This window comes from Alcanivorax sp. IL3 (assembly GCF_047495465.1).
GTDB classification, from domain to species: domain Bacteria; phylum Pseudomonadota; class Gammaproteobacteria; order Pseudomonadales; family Alcanivoracaceae; genus Alcanivorax; species Alcanivorax jadensis.
In genome coordinates this window covers 2715448-2738510 of the sequence record NZ_CP179931.1, presented here as the reverse complement: position 1 = coordinate 2738510, position 23063 = coordinate 2715448, and the positions used below count along the sequence as shown (strand labels likewise).

15 protein-coding genes and 1 tRNA gene are annotated in these 23063 nt (G+C 60.8%); 10 read left to right on the top strand and 6 right to left on the bottom strand.

The genetic code is table 11. The annotated features are described in order from the left end of the window. Positions 1-27 precede the first annotated feature (27 nt). From ACMG4M_RS12715 to ACMG4M_RS12695, 5 genes are all read left to right on the top strand, one after another. The gene (locus ACMG4M_RS12715; protein ID WP_414430149.1) at positions 28-1671 is read left to right on the top strand and encodes a lipoprotein insertase outer membrane protein LolB; all 1644 of its coding nucleotides are present in this window, start codon (positions 28-30) and stop codon (positions 1669-1671) included. Further along, a complete protein-coding gene (locus tag ACMG4M_RS12710) occupies positions 1671-2204 on the top strand; it encodes an FMN-binding protein (protein WP_414430148.1) in 534 nt (177 codons plus the stop codon). Before ACMG4M_RS12715 ends, ACMG4M_RS12710 begins: the two co-directional genes overlap by 1 nt. 221 nt (positions 2205-2425) lie before the next feature. Further along, positions 2426-4981 carry a YdbH domain-containing protein gene (locus ACMG4M_RS12705; protein WP_414431136.1) on the top strand — a complete coding sequence of 852 codons (2556 nt, stop codon included), beginning with the start codon at positions 2426-2428 and terminating at the stop codon, positions 4979-4981. Continuing rightward, on the top strand, positions 4978-5166 hold the full coding sequence (locus tag ACMG4M_RS12700) for a YnbE family lipoprotein (RefSeq protein ID WP_035246412.1): 189 nt from the start codon (positions 4978-4980) through the stop codon (positions 5164-5166). The genes ACMG4M_RS12705 and ACMG4M_RS12700 overlap by 4 nt, the downstream gene beginning before the upstream one ends. An 11-nt stretch (positions 5167-5177) precedes the next feature. Continuing rightward, positions 5178-5501 (top strand): YdbL family protein, encoded by a 324-nt coding sequence (locus tag ACMG4M_RS12695; protein WP_414430147.1) that lies wholly within the window; start codon positions 5178-5180, stop codon positions 5499-5501. Between the two features lie 419 nt (positions 5502-5920). Here the strand turns inward: ACMG4M_RS12695 and recD are convergent, their stop codons facing one another. From recD to ACMG4M_RS12675, 4 genes are all read right to left on the bottom strand, one after another. Beyond that, the gene (gene recD / locus ACMG4M_RS12690; RefSeq protein WP_414430146.1) at positions 5921-7861 is read right to left on the bottom strand and encodes an exodeoxyribonuclease V subunit alpha; all 1941 of its coding nucleotides are present in this window, start codon (positions 7859-7861) and stop codon (positions 5921-5923) included. A 105-nt stretch (positions 7862-7966) separates the two neighbouring features. Further along, positions 7967-11560 (bottom strand): exodeoxyribonuclease V subunit beta, encoded by a 3594-nt coding sequence (gene recB / locus ACMG4M_RS12685; protein ID WP_414430145.1) that lies wholly within the window; start codon positions 11558-11560, stop codon positions 7967-7969. A gap of 381 nt (positions 11561-11941) precedes the next feature. Beyond that, positions 11942-15349, bottom strand: a complete 3408-nt coding sequence (gene recC, locus ACMG4M_RS12680; RefSeq protein ID WP_414430144.1) for an exodeoxyribonuclease V subunit gamma — start codon at positions 15347-15349, stop codon at positions 11942-11944. A gap of 182 nt (positions 15350-15531) precedes the next feature. Next, positions 15532-16890, bottom strand: a complete 1359-nt coding sequence (locus tag ACMG4M_RS12675) for a KamA family radical SAM protein (protein ID WP_052042588.1) — start codon at positions 16888-16890, stop codon at positions 15532-15534. Between the two features lie 410 nt (positions 16891-17300). Here ACMG4M_RS12675 and ACMG4M_RS12670 point away from each other — a divergent pair, with 410 nt between their 5' ends. Then, a complete protein-coding gene (locus ACMG4M_RS12670; protein WP_035246421.1) occupies positions 17301-18746 on the top strand; it encodes a phospholipase D-like domain-containing protein in 1446 nt (481 codons plus the stop codon). A gap of 203 nt (positions 18747-18949) precedes the next feature. After that, positions 18950-19690 carry an START domain-containing protein gene (locus ACMG4M_RS12665; RefSeq protein WP_035246423.1) on the top strand — a complete coding sequence of 247 codons (741 nt, stop codon included), beginning with the start codon at positions 18950-18952 and terminating at the stop codon, positions 19688-19690. On the opposite strand, the gene ACMG4M_RS12660 is transcribed toward ACMG4M_RS12665, so the two are convergent. Further along, entirely contained in the window at positions 19647-19823 is a 177-nt protein-coding gene (locus ACMG4M_RS12660; RefSeq protein ID WP_084573421.1) for a PLDc N-terminal domain-containing protein, read from the bottom strand. The two genes, ACMG4M_RS12665 and ACMG4M_RS12660, sit on opposite strands and share 44 nt — an antisense overlap. Before the next feature lie 228 nt (positions 19824-20051). Continuing rightward, positions 20052-20128, bottom strand: a tRNA-Arg gene (locus ACMG4M_RS12655). 530 nt (positions 20129-20658) lie between these two features. Here ACMG4M_RS12655 and arsS point away from each other — a divergent pair. Genes arsS through ACMG4M_RS12640 form a run of 3 tightly spaced genes read left to right on the top strand, consistent with a single transcriptional unit; the run spans position 20659 to position 22935 of the window. Then, positions 20659-21618 carry an arsenosugar biosynthesis radical SAM (seleno)protein ArsS gene (gene arsS / locus ACMG4M_RS12650; RefSeq protein ID WP_035246425.1) on the top strand — a complete coding sequence of 320 codons (960 nt, stop codon included), beginning with the start codon at positions 20659-20661 and terminating at the stop codon, positions 21616-21618. Further along, positions 21615-22304, top strand: a complete 690-nt coding sequence (locus ACMG4M_RS12645; protein WP_035246426.1) for a TIGR04283 family arsenosugar biosynthesis glycosyltransferase — start codon at positions 21615-21617, stop codon at positions 22302-22304. The genes arsS and ACMG4M_RS12645 overlap by 4 nt, the downstream gene beginning before the upstream one ends. After that, positions 22291-22935 (top strand): TIGR04282 family arsenosugar biosynthesis glycosyltransferase, encoded by a 645-nt coding sequence (locus tag ACMG4M_RS12640; RefSeq protein WP_035246428.1) that lies wholly within the window; start codon positions 22291-22293, stop codon positions 22933-22935. The genes ACMG4M_RS12645 and ACMG4M_RS12640 overlap by 14 nt, the downstream gene beginning before the upstream one ends. Positions 22936-23063 lie beyond the last annotated feature (128 nt).

Here is a 23063-nt window from a genome sequence, read left to right as displayed (position 1 = left end):
TACCAATAACGATAAAGGGTCACGACCATGACAAAAATAACGCTGCAACATAGCAAGGTGATCCTGCTGGGCATGCTGCTGGTTCTGCAGGGATGCTCGGCGTTCAAGGCATCCCACTTCGTGCCGGAATCTGCAGAGAACATGCGCGAGTGGGAAGTGGAGGGGCGCTTTGTGCTGCGGGCGGACAGCACCGTCAGCAAAAGCCATTTCGCCTTCCGGCAGATCGGCGAGGAGTACGCCCTGTCCATTCTTATGGAAGAACCGGTGGGCGAACCGAAAGTCATTATTCATGGCAACGTCTATGAGCCGGACAGTGAAATCGTAGATGTGATCGGCGGGGCGGAGGCCATGAAAGTGGCCGAGCATCTGCAGGCGCATATTCGTGCCGGCAATCTGTCTTACTGGCTGCGGGGTCTGCCGGCCACCGCCGATGCGGTGGTGTACCAGGAAGATCTGGACCGGGTAGATCGTATCGAGGAAGCCGGTTGGGATATCGACTACAAGGAATACATGGCGGTGCAGAATTACCTGTTGCCGTCGGAAGTGAAGTTCAAGAGTGAGCAGGGGTCGTTCACCCTGGATATGGTGCGCGCGGAAACCGCTTATCTGACCAGCCCCTGTGGGCAGAATGTGTCGGCTAGTGAGCTTGAGTCGCCGCCGGAAAATAACGCCGTACAGGATGCAGTGAGAAGACTGGTACCCAGCGACGGTAGTCCGCCGATTCCCCGCTGGGTGGACGAAGCCGCCTTCTGCCGGCAACTGGTGAAGGTCCACGGCAAGATCCCGGACTCCCGCGTGGGTTTGTACGGGCCGGATTCCATGATGTGGAAGCTGTCCCGGGCGGGGATGCCGGGAGCCTTCGGTGCCGGCCGGGCGCTGCTGTTGCAACTGGCCCATCCCTGGGTCACTGCCAGCATCGATGAGCATTCGGTAGTGCGCGATGATCCACTGGGCCGGGCCCGTCGTACCTTCCAGCATGTGGGCACCATGGTGTTCGGCAGCATGCCCCAGGTAATGACCTCGGCCAATCAGGTGCGCGATATCCACGAGGAAATCGAAGGGCAGGTGCCGATGGATTCCGGCGCCTTCGAGCGTGGCTCCGAATACCGCGCCAACGAAGTGGCAGCGATGATCTGGGTGCATGCCACCCTGTGGGAAACTCTGGCCTACATGTACGAGAAGATGGAAGGCGAGCTGACTCAGGAAGAGAAGGATCAGTTCTACGAAGAAACCAAGCTGTTTGCCATGCTGTTCGGGGTGCCGGAACAGGCCCTGCCGGCAGACTGGAATGCCTTCATGGAATACAACCGCGCCATGTGGGCCAGCCCCCAGCTTACCGTGGAGGAAAACGGCATCCGCCTGAAGGAGGATCTGTTCGACCCGCGCTCCATCTGGATGATCTTCCCCCTGTGGGTGCAAGAGCAGGTCACCGCCGCCAATCTGCCGCCGCGCATTCGTGATGAATTTGAAATGAAATACGGCTGGTGGCAGAAGTTCAATAATGGCTGGATCATGGGCGGCGCCAAAGTCACCCAGTGGATGTTGCCCAAGAGCCTGGAACGCAACCCGCTGTATCATGAGGCCAATGCCCGTCTTGAAGGCGAGCGGGTGGGGGGCTATAACCAGTTCCTGATCGAGGCGCTGCTGGACAAGGAGCGGTTGGTTAACTGATGCCAAGAGTTATCGCACTGCTACTGATGCTCGGGCTGGCGGCAACGCTGCCGGCCTATGAGGTGCAGATTCGTCACCTCAGTCAGCCGGATTTTCTGCAACAGGTGTTTGCCGACCAGGAGCCGCAAGCGGGTTTGCTGCCCTTGCGCGGCGAACTGCGCGAGCGGGTGACAAAGGTGCTGGGTCACCCCTACCGGGGTATGCGTCTGCGCTATTGGCATAGCGATGAAATCAGTGCCTGGATCATCGACGAGAAAAGCAAGGACATGCCCATGACCGTGGGCGTAGCCGTGGGGCCGGAAGGGATCGTGGATCTGGAGATCCTGGTTTACCGGGAACCCCGTGGTGGCGAAGTGCACCAGGCGTTTTTCCGTCGCCAGTATCGCGGTATGACTCTTGGTGAAAACGATGCCCTGTCCGGCCAGGTGGACGGCATCACCGGCGCCACTCTGTCCGTGGACGCTACCAGTCGGGTAGCGGCCATGGCATTGGTGTTGCACCAGGCGGTGATGGAAGGCGTCTCTTCACCATAATCACACTACCCCCCCCGTTGGAGCCTTGCTCGCAAGGCGAAGGGGGTCGGGGTTGCTTCGGGCCTTCGCCTTGCGAGCAAGGCTCCAACGGGAGGGGGTAGGCAGTTGCCAGAACCCCGCCAAGCCACCACTATCGAACCATTGTTGCTGCACTGGCTCTAACCCACATGGTTCGATTCTTTCCGCCTGTTGTTCGAGGCCTTGGTTATGCGTTGCTGCTCGTGCTGTTTCTGGCACTGGTGGCGGCGGGCTGGCTGTATAGCCAGGGCCTGCGCGTGAGCAAACCGGGCTGGGACAACGGCCTGACCCTGGCCCATTGGCGTTGGCAGCCGGACGATTGCGCCCCCGTGGCGGGTGAGAACCTGGTGCTACGCGATCTCTTTCCCCTCACCGTCCACACGCGGACGGTCACTCTCACCACCTGTGACAGCGGTGCGGACGATGACAGTGTTGTGATGCCGGACTCCTTGCCTTGGACGCCCCCCTTTGTGCTTTCCATCGATACCTTGTTGTTGCCCGCGATGGGGGAGGTAACGCCACCACAGTTGCAGGTAGCGGCCCGTCAGCAACAGCAGCACTGGTTGGTAAAGGTGGAGAGCACAGGAAGCCATCTGAAGGCGGAATATGAGCGTGATGACGGGCAGTGGTCGTTGCACGGCAACGGTGCGTTGAATGAATGGCTCACGGACTGGCAGGGCACATGGCAGCTTGAATGCGATGGTGTATGGCAGGGACAACCCGCTGGCACCCTGAGCGCAACCCTGCAGGATGCCGGTCTGCAATCTCAGCCGCAAAAAGCCGATCTGGCAATGAAGGCCCGCTTTACCGGTGAACAGTGGCAGGCTGACATGAGCCTCAGCGAACCGTTATCGCTCAATGAGCAATGGCAACTGGCAATCCCGGCACCGTTATCGTTGCAAGGGCAGGGCATTGCCCTGTTGCAAGCCCGGGGACAGTTACAACTGCAAGGGCCGCCAGGGCAGGTGCATGTTTCTGCCAACAGTGATGACGGCACCGTAGAAAAAGGTGCTGGGCGGGTCATGTTGACGGGGCCGGAGCTGGATGGGCAACTGGATTTTCAGTGGCAGGATCGAATGCTGACCCTGTCGCCGGCAACCCTGGCGTTGCCGGAACAACTCTCCGCGCAATGGAAAGAGCCCCTGCAAGTGCCCATGGCGCTGGACGGCGTCACGGATCTGCCGTTGCTGGTTGGCTATGACGACCTGCGCCTTAAAGCCAGCCCCAGCCGGCTCAAGTGGCAGGGAAAACACTGGCAGTGGCAGGGAGCGCTGGGGCTACAGGGACGTTGGCAAGGGTTCCGGCTGGATGGCCACTGGCAAGGTCAGGCCGCCAGCGATGGTTTGCAGGGCAAGCCGATTACCCTCAACGCTCGTAACGGCGACGATCGTCTGGCCTTCCGCTTGCCACTGGAATCTCTGCACCGGGCACCTTACGGCGGCAAGGCCACGGTGAAAGGTCAGTACGCGGGCTATCCGCTCGATGGCAGCGTGTCGTTCCGCCAGGCGGCGAGCGGCTGGCAGGGCACGTTGTCGGCCGCCTCGTCCATTCCTGACTATGACCGGGGCGGCGATGTCTCCCTGCGGGTGCCATGGCACCTGAAAGACAGTGCCGTGGTGCTGGCGGATGGCAGCCAACTGTCCGTTAGTGAAGGGCTGATAGAACAGGTGCTGCTGCGTCCGCTTACCGTGACGGCCAGTGGCCCGGTAACGGTGAGCACTGCCGGGGCCCATGGTCAGGTGCAACTGCGCAGTGGTGGCCTGCTGGCGGCCCGCTGGCGGTTGCCAGTGGTGGCAGGCAGTGCCCGGCTGGTCGGTAAAAAAGCCACGGCACGGCTGACCATTGCCGATTGGCAAAGTGAGCTGACGGCGCAAGCCTCTCTGGCAGGGGACGTCCCTCAAGGCAGTTTTCAGATCGATAGCAAGTTGATCCCGGCCATGGGCCAGGGCCTGGCAATGACGCCGCAGGAAGGTACGCTCACAGGCAAGGGTAGCTGGCAATGGCGTGACATTCTGTCTGCTCAAGGGACAATCCGCCTGGCGGATACGGGAGTGGACTGGGGCAGCGTCACGGCCCGAGGGATTCAGGGAACTCTGCAAGGGCACTATCGTGATGGCGCAGTGTCTCTAAAGAGTGAGGGGCCGGTGACGGCGAACACCCTGGATATCGGTACCCCGATTACCGGCCTGTCCCTGCAGATGGAGAGCGATCTCAGCCAATGGCAGTTCACTGATATCAGCGCGGATCTGCTGGGAGGCTCTCTGCGGGCACCGGCACTGGACTGGCCGTCACCCCGTCCCCAGCCGGTGGTGATTACCCGCATTGATCTGGAGCAGGTGGCCGCCTTGCAGAACCCGCCGGCGGTATTTCTGGATGGGCGTGTTGGCGGCTATGTGCCGCTGCAACTGGGTACGAATTTTATGGTGGTGGAAGGAGCCCGGCTGGCCAATGAGGAAACCCTGTCCCTGCGAATCCCGCCGTCGTCCAGTGTGCAATCCATGGCCAGCTCCAACCAGGCCGTGAAACTGGCCCTGGAAAGCCTCAGCGTGCTGACCATTCCGGATTTTCAGGCTCGCATGAATATGGATAAGGACGGCTGGCTGGAGGCCGCGGTAACCATCAAGGGCGTGAATCCGCAGAGAAATAATCTGCCGGTGGTGTTTAACTACACTCATCGGGAAAACATGCTGGTGCTGATGCGCAGCCTGCGTATTGGCGATGACATTACCGAGAAACTGCGCACGGAGAGAACCCAATGAAAAACCTCGCGCCGGGTCTGTTGCTGGCGGCGGCCATGTTGCCCGCCTGCACACCGACGGTGGCCCTCAAGGCACCGGAAGAGCCCATCACCATCAACCTGAACGTGAAGATCGATCATGAAATCCGCCTCAAGGTGGAAAAGGATATCGATCAGTTGTTCAGTGAAGACAGCGACCTGTTTTAGGAGTAGGGACCATGAAGATTGTAAAGACCATGATTGCCACCCTGACCCTGCTGTTTAGCATGGCGGCGTTTGCACTGGATCTGGATGCGGCGAAAAGCCAGGGCATGGTGGGTGAACAACCGGACGGTTATCTGGGTGTGGTCAAGGCGACCCCGGCTGCTGTGGAACTGGTGGCGGATATCAACCAGAAACGCCGTGATGCCTATGAGCGTATCGCCAAGCAGAATGGCATCACCCTGGATCAGGTGGCCCGCCTGGCCGGCCAGAAGGCCATCGATAAGACCGATGCCGGTGATTATGTACGAACCCCGGACGGCCAGTGGGTCACCAAGTAGTGGTAATGCAAGGTCAGCGGTGACCGCATAAGCACCGAAGACTTCGGCGAGAACAAGCCGGTAGCGGACAACAGCACCCGCGAAGGCCGCGCCAAGAACCGCCGTGCGGACATCATCGTGGAAACCGAAGAGAAGAAAGCGCAGTTCAAGTAACCGCGTGATTCGGGAAACAAAAAACGGGATGCTTCGGCATCCCGTTTTTTTATGGGCATTGGTGGAGTTTACGTCTCACTTTTCTACCAAGCGCTCTGTTTGTAGGAGCTATGCTTGTCCCCCAGGGGATCTGCGACATGCGAACCGCGAAGCGGGGGGGCTGATAACATCAGACGTCGCTAGTGCCTTTGGCGAAATCGGGATAATGTTGCACCGTTTTTTCCTCGCTAAGGCTCGGTTCGCCATGCAAGCATAGCTCCTACAATCTATTTAAAAAGCCGCTCTGCCAACCCCGATGCTCGCCAGGTACGTTTCCTGACGGCGCTGTCCAGCACCGTCGGTTTGCCAAATTCCAGCAAGGTGAAGCGGTCACGGGCGCGGGTGACGGCGGTGTAGATCAGTTCGCGGGTGAGCAGCGGATGGGGGGCGTCCGGTAACACCAGCAGGGTATGCCTGAATTCCGAGCCCTGGGATTTGTGCACCGTCATGGCATAAACGGTTTCTACCCCGTCCAGGCGGCTGGGGAGTACCCATTTGATGCGACCGTCCGGTAACTGGAACGCCACTCGCAGCAGTAATTCCGGTTTGTCATTCCGCTCTTCCAGCAGCGGCAAGGTCAATCCCACATCACCGTTCATCAAGCCCAGCTGATAATCGTTGCGGGTCATCATCACCGGCCGGCCCGGATACCATTCCCGTTCCGGGGCCAGGTCCTGTTGTTGCAGGTGGCGGGTAATGCGCTGGTTCAGTTGCTGCACCCCAAAAGGTCCGCTACGCAGGCCACTGAGCAGTTGCTGGTGGGTGAGTTGCTTGAGTAATCCGGCTGCCCAGGCATCGAAATCCTGTCGTTGCGCAGGTGGCGTTGCCATGGCATTAAACAGGGCGCGCAAGCCATGGTGATCGCCGCTGCCGTTGAGTAGTAGTGTTTCCAGTTGCTGGCCGTCACTGCGCAGGGGATGGCGATGCAGGCTGTCGTTGTACTGTTGGAACGCCTTGCGCACCTGCGGCAGGTTTTCCTCGTTCACCGCTCGGGCCAGTTCGCCGATGCCGGGGCTGTCCTTGGACCGCCAGTTGGTTCGCAGCATGGCGGTCTGCTGGGCGAGGGCGTTGCCCGGGGCCTGTTCGGTTTCCTGGTAGTTGCTGATGTCGGCGCCGCAGGTGTCTTGGACAAAATCGATGGTGCTCTGTTTATAGCGGCCCTGGTGGGCATGGCGACACAGATCGCCCATCACCGCGCCGGCTTCCACGCTGGCGAGCTGGTCCTTGTCGCCCAGCAGGATCAGCCGGGTGTGCGGACTCAGGGCTTCCAGCAAGCTGGCCATCATGTCCATGTCGATCATGCTGGCTTCGTCCACCACCACCAGATCCGCGTGCAGCGGGTTGTCGGCGTGGTGACGGAAGTGGCGGCTGTCTGGGCGGGTGCCTAGCAGGCGGTGCAGGGTGGTGACTTCCGTGGGGATGGCGTCGCGTACCGCGGTTACCACGTCGAGTTGCTGCACCTGTTCGCCGATGGATTCGGTGAGCCGCGCCGCCGCCTTGCCGGTGGGGGCGGCAAGGCGGATACGCAATCGCTGATCATCCGCCATGGCCAGGCTTTGCAGCAGCCCTAGCAGGCGTACCACGGTGGTGGTTTTGCCGGTGCCCGGACCGCCGGTGATGATGCCGATACCGCTGCGGCTTGCCAGGGCGCAGGCCACCTGTTGCCAGTCGGTCTGGTCGCCGGGGCTCGGAAATAATCGGGTCAGGGCGTCGCGCAGGCGCTTGACAGGCAGCGCGCTGACGGTGGCCAGTCGCTGGTCGATGGCCTCGGCGACAGACACTTCCCGGGCCCAGTTACGGCGCAGGTAAAGGCGGCTGCCGTCCAGCACCAGCGGGCTGCTGCCATCCTGACTCACCAGCGGACTTTGTCGCAGGTCGTGCAGCCAGTCGTCCGGTTTTCCGGGCAGCAGGGTCACCAGTTCCGGCGGCGGGCTGGTGCCCCACAGCTGGGTGGCCAGCTGCCGGTTTTTCAGATCCAGACAGAGGTGGCCGCTGGCTTGTTGATTGCTGGTAAAGGCGGCGAGCAGCAGCACTTCGTAGCTTGCCTGGGGGCATTGCTGGTTGAGGAAACGGGCAATGGCCACGTCCAGATCGCGCAGCAGATTGTTGTCGCGCAGCAGAAGCAGTGCGTCTTCCCAGGTGAGGGCGGAGAACAGATCAGTTTGCATGGCTGGCCCCTGCGGCCAGGGAGCTTTTGTAGGAGCGTGCTTGCACGCGAATCCGGGGCCATTCGCTTGCAAGCAAGCTCCTACAATAGGTGGTAGGGATCTGTGTCACGATGAGCCTCCAAACATGGTATCCAGCGCTTCAATCAACCCTGTCTCCGGCCGATCAAACACCGTGCCCGCTGCTGGCCCTTGCAGGCCGCGCAGGAAGACATAGACGGCGCCGCCCAGGTGCTGGTCGGGATCATAATCCGGCAGGCGGCTTTTCAGCAGGCGGTGCAGTGCCAGCAGGTAGAGTACGTATTGCACTTCGTAGCGTTTTTCCAGCACCGCATCGGTCATGGCGTCCAGGGTGTAGGCGCTGTCATCCACGCCCAGCCAGTTGGATTTGTAGTCGAGCACGTAGTACTTGCCGTCGTGTTCGAACACCAGATCGATAAAGCCCTTGAGCATACCGTTGAGGGTGTCGGCTTCCAGTCGTGGCCGCGGGTGCTGCGGGTGGATGTGCTGGCGGATCAGGGTGTCCATCTCGGCCACTTTCACCTGGTGGGCGGGGAACACGAATTCCAGTTCCGGCACATAGGTGTGCAGGGTATTGAGGGCGATCTGGTTGTTTTTCAGCGGCAAGGCAGTGGTGACTGCCTGCTTCCACCAGTGGCGGATCACCTGGATGTAATCCTGCCAGCCCCGGGCCTGCAGTTTTTCTTCCACGCTGGTTTCAAACTCGGCGGGGTCGGCCAGGGTTTGCGTGAAGCGCTGGTTGGCGGCCTGCTCCAGTACATCGTGCAGCAGGGTGCCCGGTGCGGCGCCACGGGGGAAGGCGTGGATGGTATCGGGCAGTGGCTCGGCGTCATCGATAACGGTGTCGTCTTGCTGCTCGGCCAGTTGATCGCCGCGCGGGTCCGCCGGGGCCAGGGTTTCCTGTACCTGTTTGAGCGCACTGTAGCTGGCAATCCACCAGGGTTGCCGTTGTCGTGCCACAGGAATCAGAGGCGTGCGCAGAGTCCGCGCTTGCGCTTTGGGTTGATAGCATTCCGGGTTGCTGTCTGGCGCGTTGATGATGGCGACCGCATCATGGGCCACCGGTGTCAGTGCGGTACGCAGGCCGTCGTTGGCCACGCCATTGCCGAACAGCAAACGGCCGATGGCGCTTTTCTCCAGCTGGTTCTGTTTGCCGCGGCCCTTGATGTAGGGCGCGATTCCCAGGGTGCAGGTGTGGCAGGCGCGGGTCAGGGCCACGTAGAGCAGACGCATGTCTTCGGCGAGCCGTTCGTGGTCCGCCTTGTTTTCCACCGTTTCGTCCGGTTCCAGTGACACATTGAGATGATCGTTTTCGTGGTAGCGCAGCGGCGGCTTGTTCTTGTCCGCCGGGCGGAAGCTGCAGATAAAGGGCAGGTACACCAGCGGGTATTCCAGGCCCTTGGATTTGTGGATGGTGATCACTTTGACCCGGTCGTCGTCACTTTCCAGGCGCAGGATGCTTTCCTTGCTACTGCTGCGGCCTTCCTCAACCGTGACTTCCAGATAACGAATCAATGACTGTTCGCCATCCAGCTGGGTGGCGGCCTGCTGCAACAGTTCTGCCAGGTGCAGCAGGTTGGTCAGGGCCCGTTCGCCGTCCAGGCTCTGGCTGAGCCGGGCGGGCACATGAAAATCCATCAGCAGGCTGCGCAGCATGGGTAGCACGCCCTGGGTCTGCCACTGGTGGCGATAGCCGTGAAACTGCTCCACGGTTTCTTCCCAGCGCACTTCATCCTGATTGAGGGCATCCAGTTCCGCATAGGCCAGGTCCAGTACCGCGCAGGCCAGGGCGCTGCGTACCCGGGTGTCGGATTCCGGGGTGGCGCAGGCGTGCAGGATCAGCAGCAGGTCGTGTGCTTCCGGCTGGGCAAACACGGAATCCTGATCGGACAGATAGACGCTGCGCACCTGGCGTTCCATCAATGCATCGCGGATGGCTTTGGCTTCGGTGCGGTCGCGTACCAGGATGGCAATGTCGTTGGGATGCAGGGGCCGGAAGGTGTCGGCTTTCTGGAAGCCGGTGACGCCGTTGGCGGCACCGTTAAGCAGATGGGCAATTTCACTGGCACAGCGTGCCGCCTGCTGATCCCGATACTGGCCGGCGCTGACCGGTTTTTCCTGCTCGTCCACCCACAGGGTAATGCCGGATTTTTCTTTCTTGTCGACTAACAGAACGTCCTTGCGACCGTTGGCCGTTACCGCTTCAAACGGAATGGCGTTGTCCATCATGAACACATCGCCAAAGGTGTTCTGGCTGTAGGTGAACAGATGGTTCACCGCCTTGACCATGGCGTCGGCGCTGCGGAAGTTTTTATCCAGAGTGTAGTGGTTGCCTTCGGTGGCCCGACGGGCTTTCAGATAGGTAAAGACGTCGGCACCGCGGAACGCATAGATGGCCTGCTTGGGGTCGCCGATCATGAACCAGCCGGTGCCTTCTTGCCCTTCATAGAGCGCGGAAAAGATCCCGTACTGGGTCGGGTCGGTATCCTGGAATTCGTCGATCAACGCCACCGGGAACTGGTCACGGATGACCTGGGCCAGACGCTCACCGTTGTCGCCTTTCAAGGCATCGTGCAGGCGGCTAAGCATGTCATCGAAGCCCATGGTGGCGGTCTGGCGACGGACCTGGTCCACGCGCCGGTCGATCCAGGCGGCGGCATGGGCGAGCAGGTCGGTGCGGGGCAGAGAGGTGGTTGCCCGGCCTTCCATGACCGCATCCAGCTGCTGGCAGAAGGCAAAGTCCGGGCGGTGATCCTGACCGGCCTTGGTGAGCTTCATGCCTTCATGGGAAAACTTTGCCAGGGTGTCGTAGGCCTTGTCGTTAAGCCGTTCGCCATTGGCGTAGCGCTGCAGGGTTTGCAGCATGCCGGGCAGGCTGGTGGTGCGGTAGCTGTTGCCGTTGAGCCACTTGTTGTCGCGGGCGGCGCGCACCCATTCGAGAAAGTCTGGCAGCTCGGCGGCCAGTTGCTGGCGGGCCTGCTGGTCCTTGTCGGCCTGCGGGCCGGTTTGTGTCAGCCAGTGTTTGACGCTTTGCGGTAACGCTTCCGGGTCCGCTTCTTTCAAGCCGAGCAGAGGACGGCAGGCGTCCAGTAAGGCATCCGGATTGCCCAGGTTTTCGCTTTGCAGGGCATTGGCGGCGCTCACTGGGAAATCGGCAATTATCGAGCGCCAGTAATCCCGCGCCGCCATTTGCTGTTCGTCGCTGGCGTCCTCCTGCAACTCCAGGCTGAACAGGCTTCCGGAATCGAAGGCGTGTTGTTTGAGCATGCGGTTACAGAAGCCGTGGATGGTGTAGATGGCGGCTTCATCCATCCACTGGGCGGCGGCATCCAGACGCTGGGCACAACGGGCGCGGTCTTCCGGCTCGCGGTAGTCGTTGAGCAATTCGGCCAGTACCGGGTCGTCGGCGTTTGCATTGGCATCGGCAAAGATGCGCGCGGCATCGGCCAGGCGGTCGCGGATCCGTTCGCGCAGTTCTTCGGTGGCCGCTTCGGTGAAGGTCACCACCAGAATTTCCGGCGGCAGCAGCGGCCGCGAGAAGGCATTGTCTTCACCATGGCCGAGCACCAGACGCAGGTAGAGGGCGGCCAGGGTAAAGGTCTTGCCGGTGCCGGCGCTGGCTTCGATCAGCCGGGTACCGTGCAACGGGAAGGTAATCGGGAGAGGACGAGTGTTGGTCATGAACTGCCCCCCTCTCCCTGTCCCTCTCCCGCAAGGGGAGAGGGGACCCAATAGAGAGCGCCTCTCAAGGCTGAGAGCAGGGAAGTGACACCAGGCCTTTCTGAGCGGTCCCCTCTCCCTTGAGGGGAGAGGGACATGGAGAGGGTGAAGCTACGAAGCAGCGTAAGCACAGAAGGCTCAATTCGCCCGGACTTTCTGCCGAAAGAAAGCCGAAACTTGAGTACTAACGCCGTCACAGTAAACCGAATCGCGGCTACGGGACAGTCAGCCTGGTATCGCACTCTCCCGCGTTGCAGCTTGTAGCTTGCAGCTTGCCGCCCATCAACGGTGCAGTTCGCCTTAGGCTCAGTGCACCCTACGAAAACAGGAGAAAGGGTGCGTTCAATTGTCACCATGTTCACTCCATTGGGCGTGCTGGTAGAGCGGGGCATAGAGTTGCTCGGTCCAGTAGGCGAAGGCGCTATCGTCGCCATGGCGGGCAGCCAGCATGCTATCGAAGTCGGCCCAGGCGCGGGCAATGGCCGGTTCCTTGTCCTGCTCGCCGGTGTGCATAAAGCCGGATTCGAACACCTTGCGTGCCTCGTTGTCGCCGTTGTCTTTTTCTTCCCCTTTCAGCCAGGCAAAGGCGGTGGCGCAGGCGATGGGCAGGGGCTCGCACAGGGCTTGCTGCCAGGCGTGGCCCAGTTGATCCAGGCAGTGCTGGGCATCGCTGCGGTTCAGGTGAGGCAGGGTAATGCGGCCATCCTGTCCCTGGATGTGCGTGTTCAGCGGATGCCCGGCGGCGCAGGCGGCCAGGTGCAGGGTCCAGTCCCGGGTGAGCTTGTCGAAGCGCTCTTTCAGCTTGCCGGTGTGCAGCACCAGACGCTGGGCATTGGCGGCGGAGCCTCGCAGGTCGGTGAGCCAGTCTTCCAGTTGTAACGGGCCGGCGCTCAGGCGGATTTCCTGTTGCGGTTGCGGCGCGCCGCTGTCTGCCAGCAGGGCAAAGTACTGTTCCAGTGGTTGTGACAGTGGCATCAGCAGGCTGTCGCGGCTGCCCTCGTCAAAGGGCGCCAGGGGCAGGTCGCCGCTGCCGGCCAGTCGATTCATGGCCTCCGTCATGGCCCCGCCGGCATGCTCCGGGCCAGCGCGCAGGGCCACGCTGAGCAACTGGTCCTGTAGCTGGAAACGTTGCAGGCCATCGAAGGCGAAAGGTTCGCTGTCGTCCAGTACCTGGCGCTGTTGTTTCAGGCGGGCCTTCAGCCGTTGCTCGAAAAAGTGCGCTACCGGCTGCTTGAGAAAACGGCCGAGGGCGGCGCAGGTAATTGGCTCGTCGCTGTCCAGTGGTGGCAGGGGCTGGTCATTGCTGACACGGGTGGCCTGGCCATCGTGGAGGGCACGCCATTCGTTGGCATAGGTGTGTAGGGACTCGTTTAGCTGGATGTCGTTGGCTGCATCCTGCTCAGTGTGGAAGAAGTAGCGGGCGCTGAACGGTTGCAGCGGGTGGGCCACGGTGAGGGCATCCACCGGTTCGCCCTGGTCGGCGTGCCAGCGCTGGTTGATATGATCGCACAGTTGCGCCACCAGCACCGAGGGCGGGCGTTCGCTATTGTCGCGCACGTTGCGGCCGGTCCAGCTGATGTAGAGGCTGTCGCGGGCACTGAGCAGGGCTTCCAGAAACAGGTAGCGGTCGTCGTCGCGGCGGGAACGGTCGCCGGGGCGATAGTTACCCCATTGCCGCATCAGATCGAAATCCATGGGCTGTTGTTGACGGGGGTAGTCGCCGTCCTTAATGCCCAGCAGGCAGACATGGCGGAAGGGAATGGCGCGCATGGGCATCAGGGTGCAGAAGTTGATGCGCCCGGCCATGAACCGTTGCGACAGGCTTTCCGCATTCAGGGCATCGAGCAGGGGGCGGCGGGCCACGGTGAGTGGCAAGGTGCTGTCGAAGTCCGCTTCGGCGCAGGCAGCCAGCCAGTCGTTGAGGGCATCGCGCAGGCCCGCATCCAGGGTCTGGTCGGTTTCGTCCACCGGGGCGAACAGGTTATCCAGTAGCTGGGTGAAGCGTTGTTGCCACTCCCTGGCGCTGGCGTCCTGACGGGATTGCTGCCAGTGGTGTTCCAGGGTGTCGAGCAGGCGCGACAGCCGCCCGGCCAGTTCCGCGCCCAGGCCGGCCACTTCGTCCAGGGGTTCGATGCCCATCCAGGCCGGGCCGTCGCCGAGCAGGTAGCCGGCCAGCATCCGTTTCAGGCCGAAGGCCCAGCTGTTCTGTTCGAAGCCGGGCACGTCCAGGGTCTGGCGTTGCTGGCTGTTAAGGCCCCAACGGATGCGGGCCTGGTCGATCCAGCGAGCCAGTTGTGGCAGGTCGCCTTCGTCGATGCCGAAGCGTTCGCGCACGGCGGGCACATCCAGCAGGTCGAGAATGTCGGTGGCGGTGAAGCGCCACTGGGGCAGGTGCAGCAGGGATTCCACGGCCTGGGCCAGGGGGGACGCGGCACCGGCACTGCGGTCGCTGAGGGTATAGGGCAGATAGCGCGGATCGTCCCGTTCCAGCCGACCGAATACGGCGTCGATGTGCGGTGCATAGGCTTCGATGTCCGGCACCATGACGATCACGTCGCGGGGCTGCAGGCTCGGGTCGTTGCTGAAACGGTCGAGCAATTCATCCTGGAGGATTTCCACTTCCCGTTGGGCGCTGTGGCCGATGCGGAAATGGAGGGAGCTGTCCACTTCAAGTGATGGACGCTGGTCCGGGGCCGGCAGCGGTTCCAGATCGAGAATGTCCTGCTGCAGGTGTTGCAACAGGGTGTGCGGTTCGCGGTTTTCAAACAGATCAATCTGGTTCTGGAAGGCGCTGCGATAACTGTCCGGGTCGTCGTGGTCGTAGAGCAGACCGATAAAGTCCCGGCCCTGTTTGCCCCAGGCGGCCAGCAGTGGATTGACGCGGTTTTCCGGCAGGGCGGTCAGGTGGCGTTTGCGGTTATCCAGTTGGCGGCGCAGCAGTTGTTTGTCTTCGACGATATCTGCCCAGTAATGCTGGCAGGGGTTCTGTACCAGCATCAGGATCTGGCAATGCCGGCTGAGTGCGGCCAACGCTTCCAAAGCCTGCTGGGGCAGAGCGCTGATGCCGAAGATGATCAGCCGGCGTGGCAGGCCCGGCGGAGGCGTGCCCTGTTGTTGAGTGAGCGCGGCCATGAAATCCCGGTGGATGGCGCTGCGGCTGAGGCCTTGTTTGCTGTCATCCATGTCTGCCAGCAGGGCGCGCCACAGATGCGCCTGCCATAGCTGGTTGGTGGGGAAATCATCAAAGGCGTCGCGGTCCTGGGCCTTGCGCAGACGGTCATTGCCGCTTTCCCAGTCCGCCAGCCAGTCGGCCCGATAGACCTGGTAGGCATCGAACAGATCCGCCAGTCGCTCGGCCAACTGGTGGCTTTTGCGGCCATCCACATCGTCGGCGAGAAAATGCCGCAGGGGGCCGAAGTGCTCGTTATGGAGAAGCGTGGGCAATAACCGGTACAGGCGCCACAACAGTCGTGATTTATCGAAGGGCGAGGTGCGCGGCACCTGGGTTTCGCCGAGCACGGTGCGATAGGCGCTCCATAAAAAACGGGCCGGCATCTGGAACTGGAAGCCGGCGCTGATCCCCAGGGCATCCGCCAGTTGCAGTTTCAGCCACTGGGCCATGCCGTTGGACTGCACCAGAAAGGTTTCCGTTTCCAGTGGTGACAGCGGCTCACGCTGCAGCCAGTCGGCCACCAGCTCGGTGAGGGTTTCCAGACGGTTGCCGTGCAGCACCATCAGCCCGTTTTGCATGGATATTCCTTGAGGATAATTACCAAGGGGTAAGCCTAAGGGAGTCGGGGGGAAGGAGGAAGGGCCAGACCGATAAGAGATTTGGCGACACGAAAACGCAAGAGGCCGCGCCCACACTGCGGACGCGGCCTCTTGGCTTTCAAATCAGCTCCACGCTCGCTAGCGTAGCGGTGAACTGATCCTTACTCGTTCTCCATCTCCGCCAGCTCGTCTTCGAAGAAGAATTTCTCTTCGCCGAAGGCCGGTTCCAGATGGTTGAGCCAGGTGGCTTCCTCGTTGTACTTGGCGAAGAAGGGGCGCTGTACCCAGTCGTGGTTACGGCCCTGGATGAAGCGCAGGGCGAACACTTTCTCGCCGTTGATTTCGGTAACGCCCTGGATTTCCACCTTGCCCGGGTGGCTGGACATGCTCGGGCCACGGGCGGTACGGGCGATACCGGATACCTGTTTCATGGCATCGCGGTAGATTTCCCAGGCCTTGGCCAGCGGCACTTCAAAGTAACGACGTGCACCGGTGTCCCGTTCCACAAACATGTAGTAGGGGATGATGCCCAGCTCTACCTGGGTCTGCCACAGGCGAGCCCAGTCGTCGGCGTTGTCGTTGATGTGAGCCAACAGCGGGCCCTGAGCACGGATCACGGCGCCGGTGGCACGGACACGGCGCACGGCTTCCCGGGCGATGTCCGTTTCCAGTTCCTGCCAGTGGTTGTAATGCGCCATCAGTGCCAGGTGTTTGCCACTGGCTTGCACTTCCTGGAACAGGTCCAGCAGGTCCTGGGCATCGTCGTCGGACACGACACGTTGGGGCCAGAAGGTCAGCGCCTTGGAACCGATGCGGATGGTGCGGATCTGTTCCAGTTCCAGCAGCGGCTCGATATGAGCGCGCAGGTTCTTGGTCTTCATTACCAGCGGGTCGCCACCGGTGATCAGCACATCGGTGATTTCCGGGTGCGCCTGGATGTACTTCTTGAGCTGGCCGGCTTCCTTGGTGGCGATCTTCAGATCGTTGTCACCGATGAACTGGGCCCAGCGGAAGCAGAAAGTGCAATAGCTGTGGCACACTTGCCCCTGGCTGGGGAAGAACAGCACGGTCTCGTTGTACTTGTGCTGGACGCCGTCGATCTTCTCGCCGTCCACTTCCGGCATGTTGTGTTCCATCTGCCCGGCGGGGTGCGGGTTCAGGGCTTCACGGACCTCGGCGATGGCTGCCTTGATTTCCGCCTTGTCGCCACCGCGCATGGCGTCAGCCACCTTGTCGAAGTGTTCCGGGGCCAGCATGCCTTTCTGTGGGAAGGTGAGCTGGTAGATGGGATCGTTGGGCACTTTGTCCCAGTTGATCAGTTCGTCGATGACGTATTCGTTGACCCGGAAAGGCAGCACATTGGCAACGACTTCCATGGCAAAGCGGGTCTCGTCGTCCAGGCGTTTGAGTGGCTCGATCTTGTCGAGCTGACGCGCGGTGAATACCTTGAAACGGCGCGGTTCATCAAACTGCGGTTCCGTGCTCTGATGCAGCGGAATGACGGCATTGGTTTCGGGCATGGTATCGCTCCTCATCATGCGCCGGCATGACGACAGAATCGCCAATACCGGTACACTGGTTGCCTACACCAGCGGGATTCGTATTCGGTACTACAGATGGCCAGCGGCAGCTGACGCTGAGTTGGGCCTAATGCCCGTTAACGTGCGCCGATCAGGGTCGGCGCTGAGGACCCGGGACTCACGTCTCCCAGCCTTGTCGGGGAGGACGTACAGCGCGTGGCGGCTGCGGTTGTCCCAAAAAAAGAGGGCGTATTTTAGTGACTTGGGCTGCAAAGCGCAAAGCCGTTGATCTGACTGGTTTTTTGTCGCAATCCGCGGGGCGGCGGGGGATATGCTATGTTGGCCAGATATTGCCGCCCTGGGCGGATTTGAGCTCGTCAGGCGGTAGCTAGGCAAGGAGCGGAAAAGCGTTGGATCTGACATTCTGGAAAAGCCGTTATGGCCAGGGGCTGGCAGTGCTGGAGCCGTTCTGGCCCTATATTGCCGCTGCCATCAGCCTTTTCCTGGCGATCTATGTGACTGCCCATGTGGCGCAAAACAAGCGCGATGCGCGGGCGGCAGCGGCCTGGACCGGGCTGGTGTGGCTGGTGCCCGTGGTCGGCGCAGTACTGTATTTCATGTTGGGGGTGAACCGTATCCAGCGTCGCGCCCGGCAACTCACCGGCGGGCTGATCGACACTGATGATGGCTGGCGGGTGGCCGCAGAAGCGGTGCCCACGGTGCCGCACCTGCAGGTGCTCAGCCGACTGGTAGGGCGCCTGACTCATTTGCCGCTCACCGACGGCAACGAGCTGGCACTACTGGATGCGCCGCAGACCTATCAGGCCATGCTGGACGCGATTAACGGTGCCAGTGAAAGCGTCTACCTGGTGACCTATATTTTCGGCAATGACGCTGCCGGCAAGCCGCTGGTGGATGCCCTGGCCGCCGCGGTTAAACGGGGCGTCAAGGTGAGGGTGCTGATTGATGGCATGGGCGCCCACTACTCCCTGCCGTCGGTGTTCTGGCGCTTGCGCCGTCGCGGGGTGCCGGTGCAGCGTTTCCTGTACTCCCTGGCGCCCTGGCGTATGCCTTATATCAACCTTCGCAACCACCGCAAGATCATGATCGTGGATCGCTCCCTGGGCTTTACCGGGGGCATGAATATCCGTGCTGGCTATCTACATAAACCGGCTCGCACCACGGATCTGCATGCCCGACTTGAAGGGCCGGTGGTCGGCCAGCTGTTGCGAAGCTTCGCCGCCGATTGGGTGTTTACCTGCGGGGAGGTGCTGGAGACCAGCTACCGTGGCCCTGCCCAGGTGGGCGAGGTGCAGGCGCGGGGCATCAGCGCCGGCCCGGATGCGGATTTTGATAAACGCCGGCTTACCCTGCTGGCGGCCATTGGCAGCGCCGAGCAGCGTATCCGGATTGTCACTCCCTATTTCGTGCCGGATCTGACCCTTATGGCGTCCCTGCAGATGGCGATTCTGAAGGGCGTGCAGGTGCAGATCGTGATTCCCCGCAAGAGCAATCTGCGCATGGTGAACTGGGCGAGTCTGCATGCCTTGCGCTGGCTGGTGGGCGAGGGCGCCGAGCTCTATCTGTCGCCGCCGCCGTTTGATCACAGCAAGGTAATGACGGTGGATCAGCACTGGCTGATGCTCGGCTCCGGTAACTGGGACGCCCGCAGCCTGCGCCTGAATTTTGAATTTGATCTGGAATGTTACAGCGACACTCTGACCACCCGGGTGGATAAGATGCTGGATCGCCATATCTTGCTGTCTACCCGCATGGAGCCGGAGCATTTCCGGGACATGGCGCCCTGGCGTCGTTTGCGTAACGCCCTCTCGCATCTGATGGAACCCTATCTGTGACCTGAACCCGTGCGTCAGTTGCCGCCATGACGTACCGGTCAGCGGGGTTTCGAGCGCACCGACTGTGCGACATGTCGCATTTCCAGATTGTCTGTGTCACATTTTTTTCCGTCAGGCAGGTCTGGCGCTGTCAGGCAGGTTATAAAGTGATCACTCGCCGGGCTGTCTCAGGTGCGGCGATGGGGATGCGTCAGGAAAACAGAATGATAATAAAACGACTTTTACTCGGCCTGATCCTGCTGGGCGGCTCCGCCATGTCCATGGCTGACCCGTCAAAATGGGTGCTGGTCACCGACCGCGATGATATCCAGGTTTATCGCCAGGATGACGACAGCTCACGGCTGAAAACCTTTCGCGGGGTGGGTGTGGTGCCGGTGGCAGATTTTAATGCCATTGGTGCCCTGATGGACGATTACGAGGCGGTGGCGTCTTTTATGCACATGGTCTCGGAAATCCGTGACCTGCATCGGGCGTCCCCTTATCAGCGTGATGTCTATGTCACCACTCGCCTGCCGTGGCCGGTGAAGGATCGGGATGCGCCTTTGCGTGTGACTTTTTACCAGGAGCCGGACAGCTACAATCTGGTGATGCCGTTTTCCCTGAATCCGCCGGTATTTCCCGAGCAGTCTGATTATGTGCGCATGCCGCAGATGGAAGGCTATTACCGATTCGAGCCATTGTCGCCGGGGGAGGTGAAGGTAACCATTGAGGTGATACTGGACCCGGGTGGCGCTGTACCGGCCTGGCTGGCGAATATCATTTTGCGGGATATTCCCTATTTCTCACTGCGTCGACTGCGCCGGGTGGTGAACCTGCCCCGTTTTCAGGGAATCTCCCACGGCTACTACCAGACTCCGGAGAGCTGGCAGAAGCCACAGGAAAAGCAGTCGCAGGAGGTCGCTAACGCTTCAGCGGCGAGCCCGGCCCCATCAGCCCCCAGATAATCAGCCCGACAAGCGGTAATACCAGCACCAGCAGCACCCACAGCACCTTGTGCAGGGTTTCCGCGCCGGACTGGATGATCATCACAATGGCATAGATCGCCAGGGCAAGTTGTAGCAGTCCCAGGATTTTCATCAGCAAGATCCTTCTTGTACCCGAATGGAATCCTCAATCTAGAGCAGCCGCTCCATCGGGTAAATCACTGATATGTAAAAGAAGGTCTGATGGCGTTGCGGGTTGTGCCGTCAGGACATCGGCGGCGCCGACCGACCAAACAGTGCGATGGTGGCATCGTTGAATCCCCCGGGTAACGCACAAGCAGCCCGGCAATGGAGCCGATGTGATACGGAACCAGAAAAGAAATGGCGCCCCGAACAGGAGTCGAACCTGTGACCTAGCGCTTAGGAGGCGCTTGCTCTATCCAACTGAGCTACCGGGGCTGAAGAAGTGACGATTGTAAGGACTTTTAGTTGTGGTGCCAGTTTCCGGGGAGCAAGCGACTATTTTATCGGCGCTTACTCGCCCTGCGGGCGCCGGCAAAGCGGCGGTATCCGCTTCGCGTTCGTTCGGCCAAAGCACGCTTTGGAAATCCCCGACCTCACCCAACTGAGCTACCGGGCTTTGAAGAGGGACGATTGTAAGGACTTTTCGTCGTGGTGCCAGTCCGGGAATAGCGATTGGCTATTATTAACCCGGCAAGGGTTTAGTTCGCTGTAGGAGCGGCGCTTGAGCCGCGAACCCCGCGGCCTTGCTAACCATTCGCGGCTCAAGCGCCGCTCCTACAGCAAAAACAATACAGGCTCCTGCCTCTCTATTTCCTTGCTATAGCGTTGCCGCAAAAATAGCCCCAAATACCCACATGACACTCTGGGGCTGCCACCATATTGCCTCGATCTTGCAGCGTTCACGTAACCTTTGCGACAAGCCCGCATCCAATTGCTAGCATTGAGGAAACTGACACAGGTGACGTATGCAGGATACCCACGATTTACTGGTGCGCAGCAGCACCGACTTCCCGCCGTTGCGGCGCCACGCTACGTCAATCTTGCAGGTGAACCTGGGGTATCTCTGTAACCTCAGTTGTGTTCACTGCCATGTGAACGCGGGCCCTACGCGCACTGAACTGATGGACCTGGCAACCGTGGACATGGTGTTGGAGGTGATCCGGCTGCGCGATATCAAGGTACTGGATCTCACCGGCGGTGCGCCGGAGATGAACCCCCATTTCCGTTATCTGGTGGAACAGGCCAGGGCTATGGATGTGGAAGTCATCGACCGTTGTAATCTCACCATTCTGCTGGAGCCGGGTTACGAGGATTTGCCGCAGTTTCTGGCGGATAACCGGGTGCATGTGGTGGCATCACTGCCCTGTTATCTGGAAGAGAATGTGAACGCGCAGCGCGGCAAGGGGGTGTATCAGGGCAGTATAGAAGCTATTCGCCGGCTTAATGCCCAAGGCTATGGCAGTGACGGACTGTTGCTGGACCTGGTCTATAACCCCACTGGCCCGAACCTGCCGCCACCCCAGGCGGTGCTGGAAGAGGACTATAAGCGTGAGCTGGATGAACGCTTCGGGCTGCGGTTCAACAGTCTGCTTACCATCACCAATATGCCCATCAGCCGTTTCGGTGCCGTGCTGTTGGCCCACAACCAGTTCAACGATTACATGCAGCTGCTGCGCGACAGCTTCAACCGCGACACCCTGCCGGCGGTGATGTGCCGGGCCACGGTGAGCGTGGATTATCAGGGCTACCTGTACGATTGTGACTTCAACCAGATGCTGGATATGCCCCTGGGGCACCATGAGGGCCACCCGCACCTGTCCGGGTTGCTGGATCACGATCTGGAAGGCGAGCCTATCTATGTGGCGGACCATTGTTTCGGCTGTACCGCGGGTGCCGGTAGTAGTTGCAGTGGTTCTCTGGGGTGAGCGAGACCACCGTCAGTGTGATCGTGCCGGTGTATAACGAAGCCGGCAATCTGGACGCGACCCTGACCATGCTTCGCCATGCCCTGCAAGCCGGGGATGAGCTGGTGGTGGTGGATGGCGGCAGTACTGATAACAGTGTGGAGATTGCCCGTGAGCTGGCGGATCGGGTAGTGCTCAGTGCCCCTGGTCGTGCCCGGCAGATGAACGCCGGCGCCCGTCAGGCCAGGGGCGACTGGTTGTGGTTTGTCCATGCGGATAGCCAGCTTGATGGCACCCACCGGCAGCAACTGATGCGCCTGCCTGCCGACGCCCGCTGGGGCCGTTTTGATGTGCGCCTGAGTGGCCGGCGTTTTTTGTTCCGCGTCATCGGCGCCATGATCAATGTGCGCTCCCGGTTTTCCGGCATTGCCACCGGAGACCAGGGTATCTTCGTGCGCCGCGATATCTTTACCGCTCTGGAAGGCTATCCAGACCAGCCCTTGATGGAAGACATTGCCCTGAGCCGGCGGTTGAAGCAGGAGCAGGGACGACCCCATTGTCTGCGCCCTGTGCTGACCACCAGCAGCCGTCGCTGGGAATCGCGGGGGGCCTGGCCGACCATCTGGCTGATGTGGTCCCTGCGCTATCGCTACTGGCGTGGCGCCCAGCCCGAGCAACTGTACCGGGACTATTATGGCGAGCACTGAGAGCACCTCGCAGCCGCTGCTGATCGTCTTTGCCCGGGCGCTGCAGGCAGGCCGGGTGAAAACCCGATTGATCCCCGATTTTGGCGAAGAGGGTGCCCTCACGCTGTACCGGCTGTTGTTGACCCGCACGATTGCCGCGGCCTGTGGTTTTCCGGGTCGGGTGCAGCTATGGCTGGATCAAGCCGATACGGAGCTGCAGGCATTGGCGCAACGCCATGGTTGGTCCTGTCACCTGCAACAGGGCGAAGACCTGGGGGAAAAAATGGCCCAGGCCCTGAATAGCGGCCTGGCCCAGGCCGATCAGGTGTTACTGGTTGGCAGTGACTGTGCGGTACTGGACCAGGATTACTTCGAGCAGGCCCTGCAGGCGCTGGACAAGGCGCCGGTGGTATTTGGTCCCAGCGAGGATGGCGGCTATGTGTTGATCGGCAGTTCCAGCCAAGCGCTGTGGCACCCTAAGCGCTTCCGTGGTGTTCGGTTCGGCGGCGAACAGGCCCTGGCCGACAGCATTGCCTGTTTTCCCGGGGAGCGGGTGGTTCGTTTACCGGTCCTATGGGACGTGGATACCCGTGATGACGTGATACGTGCGCAGTCCTGTGGTTTATTGCCCGTGCTCCAGGGAACGGAATAACTTCCTGGAGGGTTCAGATATCCCAAGCACGGAAAGCCTCATTTAACGTCCCGCTACTAATTTTTTCTGGATTTTCGAGATATTCCACATAAGATTTCATGATTAATGGTTAGGGTTACCCCCGTAAA

Bases quoted from the DNA above. Each gene is read 5' to 3' on its own strand.
- recB (WP_414430145.1), bottom strand. From the start codon at position 11,560: ATGACCAACACTCGTCCTCTCCCGATTACCTTCCCGTTGCACGGTACC.
- ACMG4M_RS12700 (WP_035246412.1), top strand. From the start codon at position 4,978: ATGAAAAACCTCGCGCCGGGTCTGTTGCTGGCGGCGGCCATGTTGCCC.
- ACMG4M_RS12710 (WP_414430148.1), top strand. From the start codon at position 1,671: ATGCCAAGAGTTATCGCACTGCTACTGATGCTCGGGCTGGCGGCAACG.
- ACMG4M_RS12660 (WP_084573421.1), bottom strand. From the start codon at position 19,823: ATGAAAATCCTGGGACTGCTACAACTTGCCCTGGCGATCTATGCCATT.
- recD (WP_414430146.1), bottom strand. From the start codon at position 7,861: ATGCAAACTGATCTGTTCTCCGCCCTCACCTGGGAAGACGCACTGCTT.
- ACMG4M_RS12695 (WP_414430147.1), top strand. From the start codon at position 5,178: ATGAAGATTGTAAAGACCATGATTGCCACCCTGACCCTGCTGTTTAGC.
- recC (WP_414430144.1), bottom strand. From the start codon at position 15,349: ATGCAAAACGGGCTGATGGTGCTGCACGGCAACCGTCTGGAAACCCTC.
- ACMG4M_RS12715 (WP_414430149.1), top strand. From the start codon at position 28: ATGACAAAAATAACGCTGCAACATAGCAAGGTGATCCTGCTGGGCATG.
- ACMG4M_RS12665 (WP_035246423.1), top strand. From the start codon at position 18,950: ATGATAATAAAACGACTTTTACTCGGCCTGATCCTGCTGGGCGGCTCC.
- ACMG4M_RS12640 (WP_035246428.1), top strand. From the start codon at position 22,291: ATGGCGAGCACTGAGAGCACCTCGCAGCCGCTGCTGATCGTCTTTGCC.
- arsS (WP_035246425.1), top strand. From the start codon at position 20,659: ATGCAGGATACCCACGATTTACTGGTGCGCAGCAGCACCGACTTCCCG.
- ACMG4M_RS12675 (WP_052042588.1), bottom strand. From the start codon at position 16,890: ATGCCCGAAACCAATGCCGTCATTCCGCTGCATCAGAGCACGGAACCG.